Here is a 23,441-nt window from a genome sequence, read left to right on the forward strand (position 1 = left end):
TTCTAAATTGTAGATAAGTGAGGTGGTCATCATGTACACAGAAATTGTGAAAATTATTGAAGGTGGCCTAGTTAATGATAAAGAAAAAGTGATTAACTATGCTGAAGTTTTGGCAAATAATTTGGAGCAGCAGGGAGAGATTTCATTAGCAAAAAAAATACGTTCAACACTTAACAAAAAAAGGGGCACACTGACCGCATTAGATAGTTTCTCAACAAGGCCAGTTGATACTGAAAGTAGGATGGATATTGTTGAGGTTACAATGCCACAGGTTAGTCCTGAGCAGGTCGTGTTAGATCAATATTCCCGCGCTTCAATCCACAGTTTTGTTGATAGCTATACACATAGAGATATACTGCTTCAATCCGGCTTGGAAGTTTCAAATACTTTACTTCTTTATGGCCCTCCTGGATGTGGAAAAACAACTGTTGCACAGTATATTGCCAGCGTTACAGGCCTTCCCTTGGTAACTGCACGGTTAGATGGACTGGTTTCTTCTCTGTTGGGGAGTACGGCTAAAAATATTAGAAAAGTTTTTGATTATGCATCTAAAAGAGAGTGCATTTTGTTTTTAGATGAGTTTGATGTAATTGCAAAACTACGCGACGATAAAAATGAACTTGGAGAACTCAAACGTGTTGTGAATAGCCTACTTCAAAACATTGATGGCTTTAATAACGACAGTATTTTGATTGCTGCAACTAACCATCACGAATTACTTGATCCTGCAATTTGGAGGAGGTTTTCGACCATAGTGGCTTTGGAAAAGCCACAAAGGGACGAAATAGTACGCTATTTGAATACTCTTCTTGCTAGCAAATCCACCGACTTTATTTCTAATGATAAAAAACTCGAGCGGATTGTTGGTGCATTTGAAGGACTTAGCTATTCTGATATAAGGACTATTATTCTCAATGCACTAAAGACTGTTATCTTGTCTGGCCGTGAAAACTTGACTAACTGTGATGTTTTAAAGTCAATCTATCTCTATGAAAAACATGCTGTAGAATGCGAAGATGATTTTATTGCATTTTTGCTCAATCATGGAGTTACTCATAAAGAAGCTAATGAGAGTCTTGGGATTCCTCTTCGCAAAATTCAAACAATTTCCAAGTCATTAGAACGAAAGGAGCCATAAGATATGGATAATGAAAGACTGCCAATCAAGTTCTTTGCACCACGGGAAATCGATGAGCTCCGTGTCGAAGGGAATCGCAACCAAGAGCCTCCTAGATGGTTGCTTACCGGTCAAGACCTAATCGACCGTTCTACACAATTGCTGGATGCATTTCATTCATTTTCGGATATCTTTGAGCAACGGGTATCATCTCCTATTCCATTTGTCTTTGTTGCAAAAATGTGTGAAGATGCTACTGCCAAATCCAGACGCAAAGACATTATGAATCTTTTTCAAACGGCCGAAAAAAGTAATGTCTTAGGGTTAATAAGTTCTGATGAACTTATCGTTAAAGTAGAATCTCCCGCTCAAATGGATGAATTTGGATTTCGTATTGGGGATTATGAGCGAAACAGTTACGCCATTTCCTGTTTAGAAACCTTCAGACAATTTGAGCCCATTGTTCAGTGGGACGAAGAGAATGAAGCTTATAAAATTAAGTTGATAGACTTTCAGAATTATGAAACAAATATTGCCATGCAAAGGCTATTTGAGCAGCGATTAACAGAAAAAAGTATTGCATATCAAAAAACTCTTTACACAAGCCAAGTACCAGTCTATAAAATTAAGCAAGCACCAAAGATGACGATTGATAATCTAGCAAATGATCCTTCTTTTGAAATGATTTTTTCTATTGAGCCTATGCCGCAGTATACATTGTCTTTGGATTTTGTAGATCATGGTAATAATGTTTCTCCGGTATACCCTGTAGACGGGCGACGGTACGAAACTTTAGGAATCCTTGACAATGGCATTGCCAGTATTCCTCAGCTTCAGCCGTGGATGGAAGGCAAGAGATGGACCGTTTATCCAGAGAATGTTATTTCAAAGACGCACGGCACTTTTGTAGCTGGTGTGGCACTATATGGAGATATTTTTGAGGAAAAGGATTGGATTGGTCATAATGGAATCAAGCTGTTTGATGCAGCTATCTTTCCAGATCCTGCAAAGGAGAGCTTGGACGAAGATGATTTAATTGCAAATATCCAGGAAGCAATTGAAGCAAATCACGAAAAAGTGAAAGTTTGGAATCTCTCTGTTAGCATTACTCGAGAGGTTGACGACAGCAAATTTTCTGATTTTGCAATGGCTCTGGATGCCCTACAAGAACAATATAACATTTTGATTTGCAAATCTGCCGGCAATTGCCAAAATTTCGCAATGCATCTTCCTAAAGGCCGAATCCATGAGGGAGCCGATTCGGTTCTCTCGTTGGTGGTTGGTTCGATGGCACATAAAAAAGGGCAGTTTGATTGTGCAGACATTGATAATCCTTCTCCATTTACAAGAGTCGGCCCTGGTCCGGAATTTATTATAAAACCAGAAGTAGCACATTATGGTGGGAATGCAGGAACTGATAATCATGGAAAACTGGTAATATCTGGAGTGAAATCATTTTCTACCAACGGAACGACTATTGAAAATGCAGGTACAAGCTTTTCGACTCCCAGAGTTGCGTCTTTAGCTACAGGGCTTTTTCAAGAACTCGATGAAAAATTTGATCCCCTGTTAATAAAAGGATTAATAATTCACTCGGCCACTTATTCTCATAATCTTCATATTCCAGAAACTGAGCGGGCCAATCAAATTGGTTTTGGTATCCCTCAGAACATTCATAATATTCTCTATAACGATCCTTATGAAGCGACTCTGATTCTTCGAGATACACTAGCTAAAGGCGAGTATATTGATATTATGGATTTCCCGATGCCTAAATCTTTAATTCAAAATGGATTTTATACTGGACAAATCATCGCAACTCTAGTATACGAACCTATTCTTGATCCGTCTCAGGGAATTGAGTATTGTCAGTCAAATATTGATTTAAAGTTCGGCACCTACGATTCCAAAATGGAACGAGATACCCAAAGAAGAGATATTTTGAATCCTGTTGGACGCCAAGGTTCCCAAAATTTGTTTCGTGAATCGCTTTATAGCAAACGATTGATGAGAGATAACAGTAGTGACTTTGCACTTAGAGAGCGTTTGTTGATTCAATACGGCGATAAATACTATCCCGTCAAGAAGTATGCCGTCGACTTATCGGAACTTTCTGATGCCAATAAGCAGCACTATATTACAGACGGGAAAAAATGGTATCTTACACTAAGAGGACTGTTTCGTGAGCACACAGAGCAACAAGCAAGTTTGGAGCGGAGTATTCCAAAACAAGACCTCTGTCTCATTATTACAGTCCGAGATCCTAATCGAATCGCCCCAATCTACAATGATGTTACGCAAGGTTTGGATAACTACCATTTCTGGCACAGCAATATTAAGCTTACAAACGATGTTACTGTTAATGTTTGATATGAAGCCTTCAGAAAATATGTTAGATATTTAATCGTGCAAAAAGGAAAGGAGCGCCACCACCGGACCCACTTTGATCCGATGGTGGCGCTCTCATTTTGTCTAAATGTGAAAATCCAGCATTTTTTCTATGCAGAAACGCCCTGCCGCCCCACATGGGAAATCATACTGCCCCTACACGGAAAAGCCGATACAAGCGGTTTTATCACCAATTTTAAACTCTAATTCCTGCACTTTTTGGAACGGCGGGAAAGATAGTGCGGACAGGTCAACACCACCGCCCGAAAACTCTGCTTGCATGGGTGGACACAGCCTTTGCAGAGCTTGTTGTATTGGCGCCTGCCGTTCTCGCCCAGGAAGAACGCCCATTCCAGACGCCATTTCTTGCTCCGGCTCATAGGTCATGCTCCGGGGGCTTCTTCTGCGGGGCGGGCTTGTCCGGGGCTTTCCGTTCTGCGCACTCTCGTTTTGCGTCCTCCAGTCGCTCCCGGATGGAGGGCTTTTTCTCCGGTGTGGTCCTGCGCGCCTCGGCCTGGGCCTTCTCCAGTTCTTCCCCACGGCGGCCATTGTTGACAATTCCGTCGATCATCCCATAATCGTCCTCCAGGGTCATTTCCGCCGTGCGTAGCGGATTTTCCGGTTCTACGGGAACGGACACAATCTGCCCGCCCAAGCTGGCGAACAGTTCCGGCCGCTTGAATTGCTCGGTGTACTTCTGGATCATGTCCGGGGACAGAGAGGCGAAGGACTCCTCGCCCAAGCCCACCACCAGGAAGGTGCCTGCCACAATGTCATAAATCTCCCCATGCTCGTCCCGGAGGGAACGGTTCAGGTCCAGACCGATGAGCTTGCCTTCATCGTTCAGCACCAACCCCACCGGATCGTCAAAGGGATAGGAGGCGGCAATGTCGCCGCCTACCTCCGCTTGCAGCGCATGGAGGCCGGGATCGATCTCCTTCACATAGGGTTCCTTCATGGGCTCCACCACCAGGATGGTCAGCTTCTCCGGCGCGGTATGTTCGGGGGCGTCTCCGTTGGGGATGGCAAAGGCACGGCTGCCGTTGGCCATGATGAGATACTTTCCGTCCTCGGACTCGTGGTGGAAACCGTATCCGGCCGCCTCCATCTGTTCCCGGCTCATATCCGTCACATGGAAGGTGCCCCTGGGGGTCCGCACCGTTTCGCCGGTCTCCCGGTCGTCTGGGGTAGGTGCCGCTTGCTGCCCATACAATTCCGCCTCATACTCCCGGTTTGCCTGCTCCGCAAAGGCCAGCATCTCGTCCACATGGGACTGATCCGGGTTTTCAATGGCCTCCCGGATCGCCTGGGGGTCCACATCCAAATATGCCTCGTAGCCCACAGCCTCCTTGAACTTCTCCAACTCGGAGGGAAGGTAGTCCTCCAGGGTCTGGCCCAACGCCTTCAGCTTTTCTTCCAGAGAGGCAATGCGGCAATCGGAAAGGTTCTCGTAGATTTCTTCCTTCGCCGCATGTTCCTCTGGGTGCTCGGCGGCATACTGCGGGTCGTGCTGCCGGAAAAACTCGTCCATATCGTAGGCAAGGTCCATGGCCCATTCCGAAATTTCTTCTTCGGGGATGTCATCCTGGAAGGTCATCACCCGGTATTCCTCCGGGATGCTGCCGCGCTCGCCATCGTAATACTCATGGAAACTGTCCCCGGTATCCCGCACATAGCCCAGATCGGTGAACTGGCCGCTTTCCTCCAGGGCGATGTCCCGGCCGTAGGCTTCATAGTCGATGTAGTTGCGCAGATGCTCCGGCACCTGCATGGCGTCCAGTTCCTCGATGTAATACCGGCCCAGATCGTCGTGGTCGTGGGTGTCGGGGTAAACGTCGTAGCAGTCCAAGTTCTCCGTCAGGTTGATAAGTTCCTGGATGCTGCCCGTGTGGTCGCCGACCTCCATAGCCGCCTGGAACCGTTCATATTCGTCCTGGCTCATGTCATCCAGTTTGGAGGCCAGATAGTTCAGCTCGTCCAGGTTGGTATACTCACCCATCAGGTCATAGAGGCCGTCCACATAGCAGTCGTAGTCCGTGATGAACCATTCCTCATAGGTCTGGCCGAAGTCGTCCTTCTGACCGATCCCGATACGCTCAAAGACCTGTTTCAGTTCCTCGGCCGTGGTGGGGAACTTCACCCATTCGCCCACAAGGGCGCCCTCGTTGTACTTGCCCAGGTTGGTGATAAAGGCGGCAAAGGGATAATCTTTGTCATAGTCATAATGGGGCATAGCGACACCTCCTTACAGTTCCGGCGCAGGCTTTTCCCGACGGGGCTGCGCCTTGCTCTGATTGGCACATTCTTTCCGGCTCTGTTCCAGCCGTTCCTTGATGGAGGGCTTTTTCTCCGTCAGCCTCTCCCTGGGGCGCTCATGTTCCCACTCGTCGCCGGAGAGGGTGAGATAGCCTCGGCTCGTAAAACAGCCCTGTTCCTCCCGCATGGCGTGGTTGCCGAAGGGAACGGGATCAATGGCGTCCAGCAGCTCCGGGGGCAGAAGGACATCCAAATGCTGTGCCAGATAGCGCCAGCCAACATCCTCCACTTTGCGGATGTTGGGCTCCAGGACAAAATACTCGGTATTGGCGGGGAACTCCCGGAACTGCTCCAGGGTGGTCAGGCGATAGGGCGACTCTTGGACAGCGGCCAGGAGGTCACGGTCCTCCGGGGAAAGTCCGGCAAGCGCCTGGGCCGCTGCCTCCAGCTCGCTTGCGTCGCCCCCTGCGGGGAGCAGCGGTTTCAAATGCTCCATGAAGTTGACCTCGGCTTTACTTTTTGCCATGCACACCATCCTTTCGTTTGGGGAACTCCAGCTTGAAATTGACATACTTGCCGCCGGTATCATCCAGGATCACTACGGCGTCATAGGTGGAACCTTTCTTCTCCGACCACATCCCCTTGACGGAGGTACGGCCTTTTTTCAGAAGGTCGGCTGCCATCTTCCGGGTCATTTCCTTGCGGCGGCTGGTCCAGAAACGGTCATTCTTCCATAGGACGAACTGACAAGCTCGGTCCGAACAGGCAAAGTTCTTCTTGCCCTCATAGACCGGCTTGCCGCAGCGGGGGCAGAGGCCCACCGTCTCCTTCTCTGGCTGGAACAGCTTTTGCCCATCCTCGGAAATGTGGGAGTATTTCCGCACCAGCTCCGCCGCCATCGCCTCGATCCCGTCCATGAAGTCCTCAGGCGATGCCTGGTCCTTTGCAATCTCGTTCAACCGCTGCTCCCAATCCGCCGTGAGCTTGGGAGAGGTCAGCAGTTCCGGCAGCACCGTGACCAGGTTGACACCTGCCTTTGTGGGGATCAGGTTCTTGCCTTTGCGCTCCACAAATCCGCCGGACACCAGCTTTTCAATGATGGCTGCCCTGGTCGCCGGGGTGCCCAGGCCGCGCCGTTCCGCGTCCTCCGGGATTTCCTCTTTGCCTGCGTTCTCCATTGCTGCCAGGAGGGAATCTTCCGTATAGGGGCGCGGAGGTGCAGTGAAGTGTTCGGTGACGGAGGCGGCGACCGGCTCAAAAACCTGTCCCTCCGTCAAGGCCGGAAGGACGCCCCCGGCATCTTCATCCTCCGGCTTCTCCTTCAGGGAAGAATGGAATACCTCCTGGATGGCCCGCCAGCCCTGGGAAAGCACCTGCTTTCCCTTTGCCGTGAAGGTGTGTCCGCCACAATCAAAGGTGGCTGTGACCGTCTCACACACAAAGGGCTCCGCCGCCGCACACAGCAGTTTGCAGCAGACCAGCAGAAGGATATTGCGCTCGCCCACAGGCAGCGCAGGCACATCCGCCTTTTCCAACTCCAGGGTGGGAATCAGGGCATGGTGGTCGGATACCTCCTTGTCGTTCACCAGCGCCAGGGCATCAGGGAAAAACTCTGGGCAGGCGTCGAAGGGCGGCACCCGTACTGCCAGATCCAGTACAACGGAGGCGGTCTCCGCCATGTCGCTAGTCAAATACCGGCTGTCTGTGCGGGGATAGGTCAGCAGCTTCTTTTCGTAGAGAGATTGGGCGTAGTCCAGGGTTTGCTTGGCTGTGTAACCGAATACCCGGTTTGCCTCCCGCTGCAAGGTGGTCAGGTCGTACAGCTTGGGCGGCTTCACCGTCTTTTTCTCCCGCACCAGAGATACACACACGGCCCGCTGCCCGTCACAGGCGTCCCGGATGGTCTGGGCATCCTCCATAGCTGGGATTTTTTCAGAAACCGCCTCGGCTCCCTCCAACGCCAGCCGCACATGATGGTATTTCTCCTTGCGGAACAGGACAATCTTGCTGTCCCGGTCGGCCAGCATCGCCAGGGTGGGCGTCTGCACCCGCCCCACATTCAAGGTGCGGTGGTAGAGGACGGAGAACAGGCGGCTCGCGTTGATGCCGATGAGCCAGTCGGCCTTTTGGCGGCAAAGCGCCGACTGATACAGGGGATCATAGGCCCCGCCGGGGCGCAGGTCGGCAAAACCCTCCCGGATCGCCGCGTCCTCCATCGAAGAAATCCAGAGGCGAGAGAAAGGTTTGGAACATCCGGCGGCCTCATAGACCAGCCGGAAGATCAGCTCGCCCTCGCGTCCCGCATCACAGGCATTGACCAGCTCCGTCACATCAGGTCGTTCCATCAGGGAACGGAGAATGTGGAACTGGGCGGCCTTTTCCTCGGACACCACATAGCGGAAGGGGTCGGGCAGGATGGGAAGGTCCTCATACCGCCACTTCTTGTAACGGTCATCGTAGTCGGCCGCATCCGCCAGCCCCACCAGATGCCCGATGCACCAGGAAACGAGATACCCATTTCCTTCAAAATAGCCATCGGCCCTGGATGTGACACCCAGGGCCGATGCAATACTCTTTGCTACACTCGGTTTTTCACAGATCACCAATTTGCTCAATTCTGGTCCTCCTTCATTTCATCCTGTTCAGGAATATCCTCATTTTCGTATTCCTCGTCCTCAAACTCATAGTCGTCCGGATCGGCGCTGACCTTTGGACTCTGATTAGGTTTGATGAACTTGATATAGGCAAAAGCGCCTCCACCGCCCAGGGCTGCCAGCAGCAGGATCAGCACCAGAGCGCCGCCGCTGCCGGACTCCTTCTCCGGCTCCGGTTCGGGCTCTGGCTCCACCTCCGGCGCTTTCCCGGCGCACTCGCTCATATTCACCGCGCAGACCGGACAGGCGGTATTCACCGCACCGGCCTGGCATTTTTCGCCACAGGTACAGACTGCGGGCTTTTTCTCTGCCTGCCCATCCTCCAGCAGCGCCATCAGATCGGCTTCATCCACCTGGTTCAAGAAGTGAACGGCGGTCTCCTTGTCCTCATTTGCCCGGTCGATCAGGATGTAAAAATAATTGCCCGCTTTCGTGGTCACGGTGATAAGCTGCTTGTCGCCGTAGTAATCGTCTACCAGCGTGGCGTTGCCCTCCGGGGTCAAGGGGACACCCATTGGCTCCATACCCCCGGTGGCAGGTTCCTCGGTGGGTTCCGGGATCGTTTCGACAGGCTCCCCGGTATAGTAATCGCCATCCCCGCCGCCCGCAAAGGCGGTGACAGAGAAGGTGGTCATAAACAGAACCATCATCGTCAGGGACGCCAGAAGGCGAAAAACTCTGTTACGCTTCATCTTCGCCATCCTCCATTCCTTCCATATCCTCGTCGTCAGGGTCCGCCGCTGCCTCCACCTCCATCATCCCGTCAGGCAGGGAGATCAAGCCGCTGGCGTAGGCCTTCAAGAAGGCGGTCAGTTCCTTGTTGTCCATCCGCACCGCCTTGACCATGCGGACGATCTCCAGGTTTTCTTCCTCGGTGAGCTGTGCCTCCAACTCCCGAAGGCGCTTCTGTTGGGCGGAGATCTTCTCCTTTGTTTTTTCAATGTCCTTTCGGATTTTCTCAACCGTTGCCATGTGTGCAAAACTCCTTTCCAAATCGTTCTCTCCAGGAATAGTTCCGCCCCAGGCCCTTGACCGTTTTCAGGGTTTGCCTGGCGTTGTCCTCCAGCGCCAGGGCGCGGCGGAACAAATCGGGATGCTGCTCCCGCAGGGCGGTGATCTCGTCAGATTTCATGCTGGGGCAGAAAAAACAGGACGATTTTCCCGGCTGGGGCAGCCCTGCCGCCTCGATCTGCCGGATGCAATCGTCCCGCGTCCATCCCCATTCCATCAGGGGATACCACTTGCTGTATTTTCGGTCGGCCAGGTCTCCCAGCAGCACCTTGTCGCTGCGATAGCCCTCGCCCGCGTCGTAGCCGATGAATTTGACCACCCGCTTGCCCGCTGTCCACGCCTTTCGACACGGCGGGTAATGATTGCAGAACTTTTCCTGCGGCCCGATCTTGTGTTTCAGGGAACACCGCTTGAAGCCGTAGGCGATGGATGGTAGGCTGCAACTTTGCAGACATTCATCCTCCAGCGTCAGCCGTTTCCCGTCACGGGTGGTCTTATATACTCTGGTAATGGGCGGCATCCCGTGGTCCTTCAGCCAGGAATCCATCACATCCAGATAGGCGTAGGTGTGGGGATGCTCCGCCCCCGTATCCGCAAAGAGGATCAGGTCTACCGGGATACGGTGCTGGTGCAGCCCGATCAGAAGTGCGGTGCTGTTGGCGCCGCCCCCATAGGAAACCATATTGATGCTTCATCACCTCCATCAGTTGTACGGCGGCCTGCCGTATGCGTAGAAATGGGACTGCCAGTAACTTGTATTCAGGTTGGAATACTGGATGGGGTCGCCGCAGTGCAAAAACATTCCATCCCCAACATAAAACCCCACATGGGATACGCCGCTGGTATCATAGGTGCCCACGAAGAACACCAGATCGCCGGGCTGGGGGTTGGATACCGGGGTGGAAATGTTGTAGAGCCCCTGGGCGCCCAGCCGCCCGGTATTGCACAGGCCGCTGTTGGTCAACACATAGCTGACGAAGCCGCTGCAATCAAAGGAAGTGCTGGGGCTGCTGCCGCCCCACACATAGGGATAACCCAGGTATTTTTCCGCCTCGGTAATGAGGGTGTTGAACCGCTCGTCCGTCAGGTATTCAGCGGGAATCTCCCAGGCAGTTGGCGGGTTCTCGATGTACTTGTTCACATACCCGGAGGATGGAAACAGGTCGGGGCGGTTGCCCAGGGTGGACATATAGGTGGCGTACAAGGAAAGCTGATCCTCACCCATGATGTAGACAGGCACATGGGACAGATTAAAATTCTCCAATGTCACGGTGCAGATGGTCCAGGTATAGGGCACCCGAACCGTATAGGTGTTGCCCTCGCTGTCCGTCCGTGTCTCGGTGCGGTAGCGGGTCTCCGTGGTCACAGTCTCGGTGAGGATATATTGCTTATCAAAGAGGGTTTGAAGGTCGCCTTGTACCTGGTCGATGGTGAACACCCCTTCATGGAGTGCCGACAGAATGGAGATCAGCACATAGGGGTCGTGCTCGATCTCGTCCAGGTCAAAGTGATACTCGTCATAGTCGTGGGTGGCCTCGTAGATATCCAGGTACTCACGCAATTCATCCTCTTTGGCGCAGTAGGCTTCTTCCGCTGCCAACATATCGGCATCCTCGGAGAGATAGGAAGATGCCATGATATTGGACACCCCGCCGCCGAACATGGAGGAACAGGATTGCAGGGAGCCCAGCAGCATCACCAGCAGAAGGCCGATGCCGCCCACGATCAACGCACCCTTCCAATGCCGTTTCAGGAAAAGGGCGGTGCGCTTGGACTCCTGGGCGGTTTTCTTGGCCGCCTTTGCCGTGGCCTCCGCTGTTTTTCCGACTTGGGCAGTCTTGCCCGCCGCCCGGTATGCCGCCGCATATTGCTTTTGCAGCTTCCGTTTCTGCCACAGGCGGGAGATGGGATTGGATGCAATCTGGGGGTTCTCCGCCACGGCTTTCCGATAGTAGAAATCCGCATTGGCCTTGACCGCCGCCTTCTCCGCCTTTGCCGCGTCTCGCCAGGGCTTCAGCTTGCGTTCCGCCCGCCAGTTCTGTACACGGCGGTTTCCGTAGCCCACAGCCTTCTCAAAGCTGCGTTCCCCCAGGTGGCCCGACTGAACGCCGGAATTTTCCTGCTCCACCTCCCGGACCTTGCCGTGGATGGCTGCGCCCGCCTCCTGGATGGGGCGGGACAGCGGATTGGTGTGGGGCTTTCCCGGACTCTTATTGGGGATCGCGTCCCTGGCGGCATCCAGCCGGTCCGTCGCCTTGTCCGACTTGCGGATGACCCCTTGCAGCTCCGGCGCCGCCCGGTCTGCCTCGGAAAACTGCAATCGGGAGGAGGATGGACGGCCCGCTGCCGCCTCGCCCTCCCGATAGGTTCTGCGCTGTTTCCGACGCTTCTTTTTGGCTGCTGCCTGTTCCCGGTGCAGTTCCGCACGGTCCACCGCTTTTCCAGCGGCACCCGTCGTGTCGCCAGACGGGGAATGATCCTGCTCCGGCGCCCGGTCAGAGGGATAAGTCGTTTCGCCCGTGACCAGATTGACGGATACCGCCCCGTCACGGGTCATCTTCTGCGCCTCCTTTGCGGAGGCTTTCCATTCTTTCAAGGTGCGTCACCTCCTGTTCCATAGGGGCAGATGTTGACACAGGCCCCGGTTTCGATCATGGCGATGTACTGGAAAATGGGATAAGCCTGAGGCGGGCAGACCGCGTTCCCCAGGGTTTTCAGCCGCAGCGCCCGGTTGCCCGTGTCCTCGGTCATGCGGGGGACTCCTTCGGGCTCGGCACGCCATAGGATGCGTCCGTCCATTTCGGGGGGAATCCCATGAGCCATTCCACCCAGTCCGGGTTCAGCGCCGCTTTCTCGGAAAGGGGCTGCTCCTGCCGGATCACCTGGGCCGACAGGTTGGAGGACGGGGATTTGTCCCGGAAGGCCGCCGGTTTCAAGGTGGAACGGTAGCCCTCCGACGCCGCCGGGGTCAGATAGAACACCGCCGCCGACAGGGACAGGCTCCAGATCGACCCATCCTTGTTCCGCTTGCGGAATATCCCGTTGTCCGACAGGAACACATCCAGGTTGGCAGCGTCCCGCCCCGTGGATTTGTCGGAGGCAAGGGGTGTGGGAAACATCAGCCGCGACGATAAAAGTTCGCTGGCGCTCATGCCATGCGCCGACGCCGCAAGCCGGAAATACGAATGGGAGAACAGCGTATCCCGCTTTTGCCAGGTCAAAAATCGTTTTGTCGAGCCCCATATTGATGAAGCCAGCAACATTTTCCCCAAGCACCCAACGGGGCCGCAGCTCGGTAATAATGCGGCACATTTCCGGCCACAGGTAGCGTTCATCCGCAAAGCCCCGCCGCTTTCCTGCGGTGGAGAAGGGCTGGCACGGGAATCCGCCGGAGAGGATGGTGATGGTTTCAAGTCCTGTTTTCTCAAAAAACGCCTCCTTCGTGAATGTGGTGATGTCCCGAAACTTCGGCACATCCGGCCAATGCTTTTGCAGGATGGAATAGGGGTAGTCCGCCCACTCACATTGACAAACTGTTTCAAAGCCCGCCGACTCCGCCGCCAGGTCCAGCCCACCGATGCCGGAAAAGAGGCTGACATGGGTAAGGCGGTCAGGCATGGGGCTGATCCTCGTCGTCCTCGCAGTCCACATAGAAGGCGTCCAGCTCGCACAGCTCCAGGGCCTTCAGCCGGGCAAGGTCGGCCTTGTCGCCAAACACCAGGTAGCGGCCGGGGATGCTCCAGCGGTCAAACATCTGGTCGACGATCTCGCCGTACCGCCGGGCGGTGTCGATCAGGTTCTCCATGTCCCGGCGGTCCTTGATTTTCCCGGCAAGGAAGGCTAGCTGGTGCAGCAGCCCGTAGAGATGCACTTCCTCGTCGATGTGGGCCTCGTAGGTCTTTTCCTCGATGACATACAGCTTTTCCTGTTCCATATTCTTATCCCATCCTTTCCTCGTGTTCCACCTCGCTGGGCTTGGTGGTGAGCAGTTTGTAGAGCTTGGTATCCTTCGGGAAGTCATCCGCAAAGGGCAGGATGACATTGTTGAAGAACAGCAGTCCGTGGCCCGGCTCGGAATTGGTCACATAGGCAAGCTGTTCGGACGAAATGTTCAGCCGCTCCGCCAGTATCTTCCGGTCGCCCGCCGCCTGGTTGAGCATATAGATGAAGTCACTGTTCTCCAGGATGTTTTCGATCTCCGGGGAGGAAAGCAGGTCTTTGGGGTTCTGGGTTGCCCCGGTGGGGATACCGCCCCATTTGCGGAAGCGTTTCCAAATCTCGGCGCTGTATGCCGCGGTCTGTTCCTCCTTCAGCAGAAGGTGAAACTCGTCCACAAAGTACCAGGTAGACCGGCCAATGGCGCGGTTGATGGTGACGGTGTTCCACACCGCGTCCTGGACAATGAGCATCCCCGGCTTTTTCAGGTTCTTGCCCAGACCCTTGATGTCAAAGCATACAAGGCGGTTGGAGATGTCCACGGTGGTACGGTGGTTAAAGAAGTTCAGCGAACCGTTCACATAGAGGTCCAATGCCTGGGCCACCCGGTCGGCCTCCGGGATGTGTTGGGACAGCAGGGCGTTCATCAGGTCGCCCAGAATCGGCATATTCTCTGGCCGGGGGTCGGCAAAGTAGGGCTGGTAAATCATTTGCACCGCCCGGTCAATGACCGTTTTTTCGATGGCCTCCAGGCCAGTCTTGCTGCCCATAATAAGCTCGCAGAAGGACAGCACGAAGTCGGATTTCAGCGCCAGCGGGTTTTCTTCCTCGGAGTAGTTGAGATTGATGTCCAGGGGGTTCACATAGTCAGTGCTGGACGGGGACAGCCGGATCACCTGACCGCCCAGCCGCTTCACCAGAGGCGAATACTCGTCCTCCGGGTCGCAGATGATGACATTGTCCTGGGTCATCAGCATGATGAAGGTGATCTCCCGCTTGCAGCTCATAGATTTGCCGCTGCCAGGGGTGCCGAACACAAGTCCGTTGGGACAGCGGGATTGCTTGCGGTCCAGCAGGATCATGTTGTTGGAGAGGGCGTTGAGGCCGTAGTACATGGCATCGCCGCCCATGAACACCTCCTGGGTGACAAAGGGGACGAACACCGCCAGGGCAGAAGTGGTCAGGCTCCGTTCGATCTTGATGCGGTTGAGGCCCAGGGGCAAAGAGGACATCAGCCCATCCTCCTGCTGGAAGTCCAGCCGGGTCAGGAGGCAGTTGTAGGTCTGGGCGACGCTGGCCGCCTGGGATACGGCAATCTCCAGCTTTTGCCGGGTCTCCGCCGTATGCAGCACCAGGAAAGTCATGTTGAACATTCTCTCGTTGCGGGATTGGAGGTCGGTGAAAAGGTCTTTCGCCGCACCGCCATAAGTAGACAAGTCGCTGGGGAGTATGTCCATATCGTAGCCGCTGCGCACCGCCCGTTTCTGCTCCTGTATCTTCATGGCGTCCAGGTCGGTGATCTTCCGCTTGACCATTTTGATGGCCTCGTTCTGGTTGATGCCCCGGATGTGCATAGTCACCATGATATTCCCGTCCGCCTCCATGAAGTCGGTGAGGATACGGTCGTGCATCTCCGGCGCTAGGATTTGCAGGAAGGACACCGCCCCGTACCGTCTGCCGATGCGGAAGGTGCGGGTCTCCCCGAAGTGGAAGGAGGACGGAGAAATGAAGTCCTTCACCGAAAGGCCGCTGGCCGGGAGCCAGTCCCATTCAAAGGCGAACTGCCCGCCCTCCGGGTGGAGGATGTTGTAAAGCAGCTCCAGCCGTTCCTTTCCGTCCAGTACATGAGCCGCCGCCCCCATGACCTTGAAGCGGTTGAGGGTGTCGGTCTCAATGCGGGCAAATCGGGCACGCGCTGCGGGAAGGTTCTCCGCCTCGATGGTCAGGGTCACATACTTGGTTTTCACATAGCCGTTGTTGCCCCGCTTGTACTGCATCCGCAGGATGTCCACCGCCTCGTCCCGGATGGGGTCCAGGTCGTTTCCCTGCCTGCGGATGCCGAACATTTCATCGGCGGCGCTGCCTCCGCTGCGGCTGTCCAAAGAAACCTGGACGCCGATGGAGGGATCGTAGCCGTTATAGAAGTCGCAGAGGCTTTCAAAGATGCTCCGCTGGTCCTCCGGTCCCGCCAGACGGTAATTCACATCCTCAAAGGCAATGGTTTTGGAGAAGGTCCCGCCCTCCAGCCTGCACAGACCGTCCGGGAACATATTCTGAAACGGGATGCTGTCCTGCACCGTATGGGTTTTTCCGTCGCCCTTGGCCTGCCGGATCACCGTCTCGATCTGCTTGCGCTCGGCACGGGTGAGCTTACGCTTTGCCGATCTTTCTGCCTTTTCTCGCAATCCGCTTCACCTCCTGTTCCAGTTGGGATTGCCGCACCAGGGCGGAATAGAGATTGTTGGTCTGGTAGATACGCACCTTCGGTCGGATGAATTTGTTCTGGATCAGATGGCCCAGGAACACTTCCAGCGGCTGCCCGTTCTTCTCGTACATGGCGAACAGGAAAAAGGGCAGCATCACCAGGATCATGCAAAGCGCCGCCGTGGTGGTCCCCAGGCTCGCCTTTGCCAAAAAGAAAAGCGGCACGCCTACCAGCGCCGCCGCTCCGAAACAGATCGCTTGTCGTTTGGTCAGCCCGAACAGGACCTTGCTCTGTATCCGGCTCAGGTCCTTCGGGATCGTTACATAAGCCAATGTTTCACACCTCCTTTAGTGGGCGCCGAACAGGGATTTTGCAAGGCTGCCGGTCTTGAACAGGGTGTAGCATAGCAGGACGGTATAGCCCATGCAACCCCAGATGGCCGCGGATATGTTGTCGCCGGATGTGGAGATGCCCTCCACCAGCACGGCATAGATGCCCACACAGATCATAATGAGGAAGGCCTGGAAGCCCAGGGCCAACAGGGAGCGAAGGTAGTTCTGCCCCGTGGAGCCCCACTCACGGTTGACCATCGTGGCAAAGGGAATTGGTCCTATTGAGGTGACCAAATACACCTCGATCATTCTGCCGTAGATCACCAGGAAGATACAGATGGAAAGTATCTGCGTACACAGCCCCACGAACACACTCTGGAACCACAGCCCCAGCAGGGCGCCCACGCTCCAGTCGGCAAGCTGGGTTTCCAGATCGCCCACCACACCGGAGATGTCGATGCCTGCGTCCGAGATGATGACCCCCGCCGATTGGCTGACCACATTCTGTGCCACATCAAACACCGCCATGACGATGTTCCAGGTGTTGGTGACGATCAGTACCGCGCAGAAGGTCTTGAAAATCCACTTGAAGAAAATCCAGGTGTCGAAGTCGTGGAGGTTGTTCTTTTCGATGATGAGCTGGATCAGCTCGTAACACATGACGAAGGTGAGGATGATGCCCGCGATAGGGACGATCACCGTTTCCGAGAGGTTGCGGATCATGTTGAAGATGCTGCTGTTCCAGGCGGCGGGCGTCATGCCAACCTCTCCGGCGATCTCGCCCACCTTTGTGTTCAGGGTATCAAACATCCCGGTCAGGTTTGAAATGATACCGTCAATGAGCAGTTCCTTAAACCACTCCTGGATCATATCCAATATCAAGGGAGATCACCTCCTTTGCGGGGGCTCCCGCTATGAAACGAAAGCCCCCGCCGGGTTTGGAGAAACATCAGGTGGTGGACAGCAGACCGGACAGCAGGGGGATCAGGGTGATGCCGATGAGGGCAACACCACCGCCCGCCATAAGCTGTGTTATCCCCAATTAGTAGGAACAATACAGCTTTCTGGCGGGCGGCGGCACGTCAAGAAATATATATGGAGTTTTTAAAGAACCTCCCCGGAGCGGGGAGCGGTCAGCCTGTGACCTGCTCCACTTCCGGTATGGGTTTGAGATTAAAATGAATTTCGATGGAAATGTGTCTTGTCTTGTCGCTGTCTATGGTTTCATGGACAACGATTTCTTTCATCAGGCGGTTCAGGATGGAAGCGTCCAGCACGGTGATGTCCCGGTATTCCTGTATGGATTCCACCCACTGCCTTGCGTCCACGGCAAGCCGGATTTCATCGGCAAGGCGTTTCCGGCCTTCCTCAACCTTGGCTTTTAATTCCGCCTGTTCCTTCTGTGTCTTTTCCAGCAGGAGATTGAAGTTTGCTTCTGTGATTCGTCCGGCTACCATGTCCTCATAGAGCCGAAGCACCATTTTTTCCAGCATTTCAATCCGTTCTTCGTCTTTGGCAAGGGTGCGCTCCATCGCTTCCCGCTGGTCTTTCTGCCTGGCATGGCAGGTATCGGTCAGCCGTCCGGCTACTGCTTCACTGTCTGTCAGGGCAGCGGCGGCGCACTCCCGGATTTTGTTCAGCACAAGAGAATAGAGCGTGTCAAATTCAACCCGGTGCTGTGTGCAGTGCTGCTTCCCATAGGCATTATAGGTCTTGCAGGAGAAAATACGCTTCGGGAACTTCTCATGCGTGGTGCGGATGGTGAGAGCCTTTCCGCACTCCCCGCATTTTATCAGCCCTGCAAAGAGGTTGATTTCCCCGGATTTGCCCGGTCGCTGGCGGGATTTCAGTTTTTCCTGCACAATCGCAAAGTCCTTTTTGTCCACCAGCGGCTCATGCGTCCCCTCCACCACAATCCAGTCCTCCGGCTTCTTATCCCGGATAGTGCCGATTTTAAAGCGGTACTCGGTCTTTTGGGAAGCGATTGCGCCGGTGTAGACGGGGTTCATCAGGATTTCCTTAATCACGGAGAAGTCCCAGACGTACCGCCCGTTTTCCGGGTCTTTCTTTTCCCATTTGGTGCGGATGTTCCGGTGTCCCCGCTTCCGGTTCCACCATGTGGGGCAGGGGATTTTTTGCTGCTCCAGCCTGCGCCGGATGTAGTTGGGGCCTCTCCCTTCCAATGCCCACCCAAAAATCTGCCGGACAGCGGGGGCGGTTTCCCCGTCAATGAGAAGGTGATTCTTGTCCTCCGGGTCTTTCTTGTAGCCAAATGGGGCGATACAGCCGGTGAACTGCCCTTTCTGCGCCTTTAGCACATAGGAAGAATGGACTTTCTTGGAAATATCCTTGCTGTACATCTCGTTCAGGATATTTTTAAAGGGCGCAATGTCGTTGTTGTCCCGCATGGTGTCGATGCCGTCATTCATGGCGATATAGCGCACGCCGTTCCTTGGGAAGAAATCCTCGATAAGCTGCCCGGTCTGCAAGTAGTTCCGTCCTAACCTCGATAAATCCTTTGTAATGACAAGGTTTACCTGTTTCCGCTCAATGGCTTTCAACATCCGTTTCAGGTCGGGGCGTTCCATGTTCAAGCCGGTAAAGCCATCGTCCTGATAGACTGCCGTAACCTCCCATCCCTGCTTCTGGCAGAACTTTTCCAGCATATCCCGCTGGTTCTCGATGCTGGCACTCGTCCCGTCAAGGTCGTCGTCCTTGGACAGCCTGCAATAGATAGCCGCCCGGAAGCTCCCGGCAAGAAGTGTGTCCATCCCTGCATATTCAAAAGTGTTCATCATAACCGTTTACCCGCACAATCCAGACGGAACACGGTCACATTGAACCTCGTCTTTATTATATCTCATTTCTTGTGTTTTAGCAAGATATTCTTTATCTATTTTTCTGCTGTGCTTCTGTGCGATAAGGCTCACGAAAACGTCCGTAGCGTCCAGCTCGCCGTCAAATACTGTGGTGACATGAATCTCTGTTTTATTTTTCGCCATAGGCAGTTGTCCTCCATACATGAAAACAGCCAGACAGGGAAGGTCGGCAACGAAGTCCGGCAACGGGCTTCAAAAAACCTTGGAACGAATCCTTGTCTGGCAGTTGGGTTATTTTATACTTTTTCTTTTATTTTTCTGTTGCTTTGGTTGTTAAAGGGGAGAAAAGCCGATAGTTACGGGATTTTCCCCGGCAACCGGCCCGGCAACGGGATAGCAACGAAGTGTGCAACGGGCTGTCTTTTGCCGGATTTTTTCAGAATGGAAGTTCCATCTGCTCCGGCACCGGCATAAATCCCTCCGGGGTTTTTCCCGCCCCGTTGCCGGTGTCCGTTGTCAAGGCGCAAGCGTCAGCTTTTGCCTTTTGCTCCCGTTCCCATCCTTTTTGTCTGCCGTATCCGGCAAACATCCGGGGATTGGAGAAATACTTCCAGCCGGTGACGCACTGGTTCATTATCTCGTTGATTTCCCGGATTTCCCATTGTTTCGGCTCGTCAAAATCATGGTTCAGGGCTTCTTTGTATAGCTGTTTGGAGCAGACCGTATCGCCGGGGTAGCTGTCAAGGAAAGCCTGTATCATCCCGGCTTTGGTGTCCTCCGGCATAAAGTCCCGCTGATGTTCCTTTAGATAGCGCACCATTTCCGGGCTGAATGTCAGCTTCCATCTGCCGCTTTTGTAAATCTCCATCGCTTCCGCCCACACTTGGTTTAAATAGGCTCTGGAAGCGGCTTCGTCCTCTAAAATGTGTGTTTCCGCCTGCTCCGGGCATACCTGTATGGGAATAAAACGGCGGTTGCCGGAGCGGTCAAGGGGCAGGAAGTCAAGGGCATTGGACGTGCCGCCAAACACGCACTGCCTTGGGCGGTCTGCCGGGTGGGTTTCGTAGGGTATCTTGTAGACTTCCTTCTGGCGGCTCAAAAATGACTTGATTTCCTCTATGCTCTTTGCGTTTGCGGTGGCAATCATCTCCGACATTTCGATTATCCAGTGACCTTGCAGCTTCCGGTATACGTTGTCATCGTCCAGTTTCCGCAAATCGTCCGAAAACCACTCGTCTTTGACTGCCAGCAGACGGAAGAAGGTGGACTTCCCGGCTCCCTGACCGCCTACCAGACAGAGCATGACTTCAAACTTGCAGCCAGGGGAAAATGCCCGGTGGATGGCTCCCAACAAAAACAGGCGCAGGGATTGGTATGTGTAATCGTCCTCACCGGCTCCCAGAAAGTGACGCAGGCAGGAGCGTATCCGCCCGGTTCCGTCCCATGTCAGGCCGTTTAAATAATCCCGGACAGGGTGGTAGCTGTTCTCATTGGCGGCAAGGTCGGCGGCGTCCTGTATCTTTTTCTCGCTTGTCAGGCCATAGGTCTTTTCTAGATACAGCCGGATATATTTCATGTCCGTGTCGGTCATGGGGCTTCCGGTGGCTCTTTTGTAGCCGATTGGCCTTAAAATATCGGTGCGGTCGGTCAGCAGGTTGTAGGCAACCGCCCCAGAAAGGAGCGGGTCGCACTGGAACACGGTCAGGCAGTTGCTCATGCTGTTGCGGAAGCCGCCTTTCTCGGTGGTTTCCAGCATGGCCTTTACTTCCTCAATGCTCCGGGGCGGCTCTGCGCTGTCTGCCATGTTCGCTATTTCCTGCCGTATCTGGGGCGGTAAGTTCTGCCATCCGTCTTTCAAGGTTCCTCACTTCCTTTCCGTGTCCTGTGATAAGGGCTGCCCGCTCTGGAAGTTCCCCCGATAGAAGTACGTCCATCAGATATTCCAGACGGCTCATGTTTTGCAGGGCTTCTATAAACCGGGGATTCCATGCTTCATCCGGCTGTTTGGGGGCGTATTCTTCCTTCCAGCGGCGCAGAAGATGGTAATAGTCGGACAGCACCCGGAAGCAGTGCCGCTCCATGCGCTTAAATTTCTGTTCCTCCGTTTCCCTCCGCAGGCGTGGCCTTATGGGCTGCTTCCCGGCGTTCCTCCCGTCCTCATAGGGGATGGAGAAGTCCTGTGCCAGCATGAGTGCGGCTTCTTTACTGCCGATACCGTGGAGCCGGGAAACAAAGTCAATCACGTCCCCGGTGGCTCCGCAGCCGAAACAGTAAAAGCGGCGGTCAACCTTCATGCTTGGGTTCTTATCGTTATGGAATGGACAGACGCACATCCCATTCCGGTTTACTTTGATTCCGTAACGCTCCGCAGCCTGCCTTGTGGTGACGGACTGTTTCACGGCTTCAAATACGTTCAATAGGCGTTCCCTCCTGATAATCCCAACGTGAGCGACACAATGTCGTTCACGTTGTCTGTAAATCCGTCTTGTTCAAATGAACAAGCACTTGCCAGCGATTTACAATCACAAAACAAGTGCCTGTTTAAAGTTCCATATTCTGTTGTTTCTGTGTCCGGGGCGGCTGGCGTTTCTCTGCCTGCTCCTGCCGGATGCGTTCCTGCCGCCCTTTCAGGTTCCCCTGTACGGACGGTTTCTTCCCCGGCTCGGCGGTCTGTCGGTACTGCTCGGATGGCAATACCTGATTGAGCCAGCGGCGCACATCCCGCAGCACTTTTACATCTGCCTGAACCGCTTCCAGTTCCTCCCCCTGTTCCGGCAGGGCAGAAGCAAGCTGTTCCCGTTCCGCTTCCAAATCTTTGCGAGAGTAGGAATTGCCTTTCAGGTTGGCTTTAAAATACCGGATGGCGGCATGGTAAGCGTCCAGTTCCTCCCGGTGGCTCTCTGCAAACTGCTCTTTTTTCTTCTTCCAGCCGATAGCGGCGTACTCCTTATGGACTGGCTTGTTTGCTTCGTATTTGTCAATATAGGACAACATGGTGTCGATGGCTTTGATACGCTTCTCGCTTTTTTTCACGCTCTCCATGACAGAAACGGCGGTCTGGCTGATTTCGTCCAGCCGGGTGTCAAGGCTCTCTATGGTGGAGATTCCTTTTTCCCGCAGAAACTCCATTGCCGCCTGTACCCTGTTGAAGTCGGCAACTGTGCCTTTGAGCTTCCCTCTGGAAGTCCAGTCGGCACGCTGTCCGCTCCGCAGTTCTAAATACTGTGAGAGCAGCTCCGGTATGGTCGGTTCCTTCGTCTGCTCCAATGCTTCCATCAGGGCGGCTTTTTTCTCTTTTAAATCGGCAATCCAGCCTTTTAAGTGGCGCACCATCTGGCGGATGGACTGCATGAGGGAGTTGGCGGCTTTGATGTCCCGGTTCAGGTTGCCAACGTTGGTCTGGATTCCTTTCTTCTCCATCTGGCAGGCGGCTGGCCCCATGTGGACGGTGGGGATTTTATCAATCCCCTGTCGGGCATAGGAGCGCAGGTCAAGCCGTTCCGGGCGGTCGTTGGCTTCCAGATAGCGGTTGGCCGTGTCCGCCCATCCCTGCCGCCAGATTTCGGCATACTTCCGGTCGTTCCAGTCTACGGTGTTCTCCTTGTGGCTTTTCCATCTGCCGGACGGGAGCCGGATTCTTTCGCCGTTCCCGTCAAGGTCATATACCTTGTGGCATTTGGGGAGCCATCTGCCTTTTTCGTCCATCGCCCGCATGGTGAGCAGGATATGGGCGTGGGGGTTGCCGTCCCCTTTGTCATGGATGGCAAAATCGGCTATCATGCCTTTGGAAACAAAAAACTCCCGGCAGTAGTCACGGATAAGGTCGGCGTGCTGTTCCGATGGGATTTCCCTTGGGATGGCAAGCACGAACCTCCGGGCAAGCTGGGAGTTCCATTGCTTTTCCTGTGCTTCGGCAGAGTTCCATAAAGTATTGCGGTCTGCATACTCCGGCGGCACATGGGGCGGGAGCATGATTTCTTTGTGGGTGACTTCGTTCTTGTAGGGATAGTGTTTCTGCTCTTGGTCGTATTCAGAGAACAGTTTCTCGCCGCTCTGGTAGGCGGCGGCAGAAACAGCGGATTCATTGTTGCTCCGCTTAATGATTGTGATTTTACAGTGCGGGCATGGCAAGTGTGCGCCCTCCTTTCTCCCGGATTCCGGGCAGAAAAAAAGCAGGAGACCTTTTTTCAGATTTCCTGCTTATTGCTTAATATTCCTTGTTTTTTAGTCTATCAATACAGCTAATATAATACAACAAATATTCTGTATTATTTTCATAATCATATTGACCAATACCTTGCTGAATCACTATTTCTAATTGAAGTTTAGCACTATTGCTTATAACATACCTTGTTCTTAGCTCAAATAAAATATAAACAAATTTTTCATCTTCTAATTTTTCATTATAAGCCTCATTTTTTGATGTAGATAGTAATTTGTATGCTATAAACTCAAAATCTTCTGAAGATAAATGCAAATTGTTATTAGTAATTGCATTTATAG

21 protein-coding genes and 1 pseudogene are annotated in these 23,441 nt (G+C 53.8%); 2 read left to right on the forward strand and 20 right to left on the reverse strand.

The genetic code is table 11. From position 1 onward, the window contains the following. The first annotated feature begins 31 nt into the window (after positions 1 to 31). Together FMM72_RS16640 and FMM72_RS16645 are read left to right on the forward strand one after the other, a co-directional pair. Positions 32 to 1,138, forward strand: coding sequence for an AAA family ATPase (locus tag FMM72_RS16640; protein WP_162222064.1), 1,107 nt, complete (start codon positions 32 to 34; stop codon positions 1,136 to 1,138). A 3-nt stretch (positions 1,139 to 1,141) separates the two neighbouring features. Next, complete coding sequence (locus FMM72_RS16645; protein ID WP_162222065.1) at positions 1,142 to 3,487, forward strand: S8 family peptidase; 2,346 nt, start codon at positions 1,142 to 1,144, stop codon at positions 3,485 to 3,487. A gap of 174 nt (positions 3,488 to 3,661) precedes the next feature. Here FMM72_RS16645 and FMM72_RS16650 read toward each other — a convergent pair whose 3' ends face one another. The 20 genes and pseudogenes from FMM72_RS16650 to FMM72_RS16750 form a co-directional block, all read right to left on the reverse strand. Further along, positions 3,662 to 3,892, reverse strand: a complete 231-nt coding sequence (locus FMM72_RS16650; RefSeq protein WP_162222066.1) for a hypothetical protein — start codon at positions 3,890 to 3,892, stop codon at positions 3,662 to 3,664. After that, positions 3,882 to 5,738, reverse strand: a complete 1,857-nt coding sequence (locus FMM72_RS16655; protein WP_162222067.1) for an antirestriction protein ArdA — start codon at positions 5,736 to 5,738, stop codon at positions 3,882 to 3,884. The genes FMM72_RS16650 and FMM72_RS16655 overlap by 11 nt, the downstream gene beginning before the upstream one ends. Positions 5,739 to 5,750: 12 nt before the next feature. Beyond that, positions 5,751 to 6,287 carry a hypothetical protein gene (locus FMM72_RS16660; protein ID WP_180322953.1) on the reverse strand — a complete coding sequence of 179 codons (537 nt, stop codon included), beginning with the start codon at positions 6,285 to 6,287 and terminating at the stop codon, positions 5,751 to 5,753. Further along, positions 6,274 to 8,376 carry a DNA topoisomerase 3 gene (locus FMM72_RS16665; RefSeq protein WP_162222068.1) on the reverse strand — a complete coding sequence of 701 codons (2,103 nt, stop codon included), beginning with the start codon at positions 8,374 to 8,376 and terminating at the stop codon, positions 6,274 to 6,276. The genes FMM72_RS16660 and FMM72_RS16665 overlap by 14 nt, the downstream gene beginning before the upstream one ends. Further along, a complete protein-coding gene (locus FMM72_RS16670; protein WP_162222069.1) occupies positions 8,373 to 9,107 on the reverse strand; it encodes a DUF4366 domain-containing protein in 735 nt (244 codons plus the stop codon). Before FMM72_RS16670 ends, FMM72_RS16665 begins: the two co-directional genes overlap by 4 nt. Beyond that, the gene (locus tag FMM72_RS16675; RefSeq protein WP_162222070.1) at positions 9,097 to 9,387 is read right to left on the reverse strand and encodes a DUF4315 family protein; all 291 of its coding nucleotides are present in this window, start codon (positions 9,385 to 9,387) and stop codon (positions 9,097 to 9,099) included. Before FMM72_RS16675 ends, FMM72_RS16670 begins: the two co-directional genes overlap by 11 nt. Then, positions 9,374 to 10,114 (reverse strand): phosphoadenosine phosphosulfate reductase family protein, encoded by a 741-nt coding sequence (locus FMM72_RS16680; RefSeq protein WP_162222087.1) that lies wholly within the window; start codon positions 10,112 to 10,114, stop codon positions 9,374 to 9,376. The genes FMM72_RS16675 and FMM72_RS16680 overlap by 14 nt, the downstream gene beginning before the upstream one ends. Positions 10,115 to 10,129: 15 nt before the next feature. Further along, positions 10,130 to 12,022 carry a C40 family peptidase gene (locus FMM72_RS16685; protein WP_243157863.1) on the reverse strand — a complete coding sequence of 631 codons (1,893 nt, stop codon included), beginning with the start codon at positions 12,020 to 12,022 and terminating at the stop codon, positions 10,130 to 10,132. After that, positions 12,019 to 13,044: a DNA cytosine methyltransferase gene (locus FMM72_RS16690; protein ID WP_162222071.1), complete on the reverse strand. Its 1,026-nt coding sequence runs from the start codon at positions 13,042 to 13,044 to the stop codon at positions 12,019 to 12,021. Before FMM72_RS16690 ends, FMM72_RS16685 begins: the two co-directional genes overlap by 4 nt. Next, a complete protein-coding gene (locus FMM72_RS16695; protein ID WP_055245864.1) occupies positions 13,037 to 13,360 on the reverse strand; it encodes a hypothetical protein in 324 nt (107 codons plus the stop codon). Before FMM72_RS16695 ends, FMM72_RS16690 begins: the two co-directional genes overlap by 8 nt. Before the next feature lie 4 nt (positions 13,361 to 13,364). Then, on the reverse strand, positions 13,365 to 15,767 hold the full coding sequence (locus FMM72_RS16700) for a VirB4-like conjugal transfer ATPase, CD1110 family (RefSeq protein WP_162222072.1): 2,403 nt from the start codon (positions 15,765 to 15,767) through the stop codon (positions 13,365 to 13,367). Continuing rightward, the gene (locus FMM72_RS16705; RefSeq protein ID WP_162222073.1) at positions 15,733 to 16,119 is read right to left on the reverse strand and encodes a PrgI family protein; all 387 of its coding nucleotides are present in this window, start codon (positions 16,117 to 16,119) and stop codon (positions 15,733 to 15,735) included. Before FMM72_RS16705 ends, FMM72_RS16700 begins: the two co-directional genes overlap by 35 nt. 15 nt (positions 16,120 to 16,134) lie before the next feature. Then, positions 16,135 to 16,989 carry a VirB6/TrbL-like conjugal transfer protein, CD1112 family gene (locus FMM72_RS16710; protein WP_050617401.1) on the reverse strand — a complete coding sequence of 285 codons (855 nt, stop codon included), beginning with the start codon at positions 16,987 to 16,989 and terminating at the stop codon, positions 16,135 to 16,137. Positions 16,990 to 17,068: 79 nt separating this feature from the next. Next, positions 17,069 to 17,158: pseudogene (locus tag FMM72_RS16715) on the reverse strand (Maff2 family mobile element protein); the annotation flags it as partial. Positions 17,159 to 17,252: 94 nt separating this feature from the next. Beyond that, positions 17,253 to 18,917, reverse strand: a complete 1,665-nt coding sequence (locus FMM72_RS16720) for a recombinase family protein (protein WP_103242569.1) — start codon at positions 18,915 to 18,917, stop codon at positions 17,253 to 17,255. Between the two features lie 6 nt (positions 18,918 to 18,923). Continuing rightward, complete coding sequence (locus FMM72_RS16725) at positions 18,924 to 19,121, reverse strand: hypothetical protein (RefSeq protein ID WP_103242568.1); 198 nt, start codon at positions 19,119 to 19,121, stop codon at positions 18,924 to 18,926. 253 nt (positions 19,122 to 19,374) lie between these two features. Then, positions 19,375 to 20,742, reverse strand: a complete 1,368-nt coding sequence (locus FMM72_RS16735) for a virulence-associated E family protein (RefSeq protein ID WP_172474441.1) — start codon at positions 20,740 to 20,742, stop codon at positions 19,375 to 19,377. After that, positions 20,708 to 21,355: a CHC2 zinc finger domain-containing protein gene (locus FMM72_RS16740; protein ID WP_103242566.1), complete on the reverse strand. Its 648-nt coding sequence runs from the start codon at positions 21,353 to 21,355 to the stop codon at positions 20,708 to 20,710. Before FMM72_RS16740 ends, FMM72_RS16735 begins: the two co-directional genes overlap by 35 nt. A 124-nt stretch (positions 21,356 to 21,479) precedes the next feature. Then, positions 21,480 to 23,069 (reverse strand): MobQ family relaxase, encoded by a 1,590-nt coding sequence (gene mobQ / locus FMM72_RS16745; protein WP_103242565.1) that lies wholly within the window; start codon positions 23,067 to 23,069, stop codon positions 21,480 to 21,482. Between the two features lie 76 nt (positions 23,070 to 23,145). After that, positions 23,146 to 23,441: hypothetical protein (locus tag FMM72_RS16750; RefSeq protein ID WP_162222074.1), on the reverse strand; the 296-nt coding region annotated here is incomplete at its 5' end.

The sequence above is a fragment of the Anaerotruncus colihominis genome, from assembly GCF_010206195.1.
GTDB classification, from domain to species: domain Bacteria; phylum Bacillota; class Clostridia; order Oscillospirales; family Ruminococcaceae; genus Anaerotruncus; species Anaerotruncus colihominis_A.

Coding starts and splice junctions, on each gene's coding strand:
- FMM72_RS16735 (WP_172474441.1), bottom strand. CDS start 20,742: ATGGCAGACAGCGCAGAGCCGCCCCGGAGCATTGAGGAAGTAAAGGCC.
- FMM72_RS16690 (WP_162222071.1), bottom strand. CDS start 13,044: ATGCCTGACCGCCTTACCCATGTCAGCCTCTTTTCCGGCATCGGTGGG.
- FMM72_RS16660 (WP_180322953.1), bottom strand. CDS start 6,287: ATGGCAAAAAGTAAAGCCGAGGTCAACTTCATGGAGCATTTGAAACCG.
- FMM72_RS16650 (WP_162222066.1), bottom strand. CDS start 3,892: ATGACCTATGAGCCGGAGCAAGAAATGGCGTCTGGAATGGGCGTTCTT.
- FMM72_RS16725 (WP_103242568.1), bottom strand. CDS start 19,121: ATGGCGAAAAATAAAACAGAGATTCATGTCACCACAGTATTTGACGGC.
- FMM72_RS16710 (WP_050617401.1), bottom strand. CDS start 16,989: ATGATCCAGGAGTGGTTTAAGGAACTGCTCATTGACGGTATCATTTCA.
- FMM72_RS16720 (WP_103242569.1), bottom strand. CDS start 18,917: ATGATGAACACTTTTGAATATGCAGGGATGGACACACTTCTTGCCGGG.
- FMM72_RS16640 (WP_162222064.1), top strand. CDS start 32: ATGTACACAGAAATTGTGAAAATTATTGAAGGTGGCCTAGTTAATGAT.
- FMM72_RS16670 (WP_162222069.1), bottom strand. CDS start 9,107: ATGAAGCGTAACAGAGTTTTTCGCCTTCTGGCGTCCCTGACGATGATG.
- FMM72_RS16645 (WP_162222065.1), top strand. CDS start 1,142: ATGGATAATGAAAGACTGCCAATCAAGTTCTTTGCACCACGGGAAATC.
- FMM72_RS16675 (WP_162222070.1), bottom strand. CDS start 9,387: ATGGCAACGGTTGAGAAAATCCGAAAGGACATTGAAAAAACAAAGGAG.
- FMM72_RS16655 (WP_162222067.1), bottom strand. CDS start 5,738: ATGCCCCATTATGACTATGACAAAGATTATCCCTTTGCCGCCTTTATC.
- FMM72_RS16695 (WP_055245864.1), bottom strand. CDS start 13,360: ATGGAACAGGAAAAGCTGTATGTCATCGAGGAAAAGACCTACGAGGCC.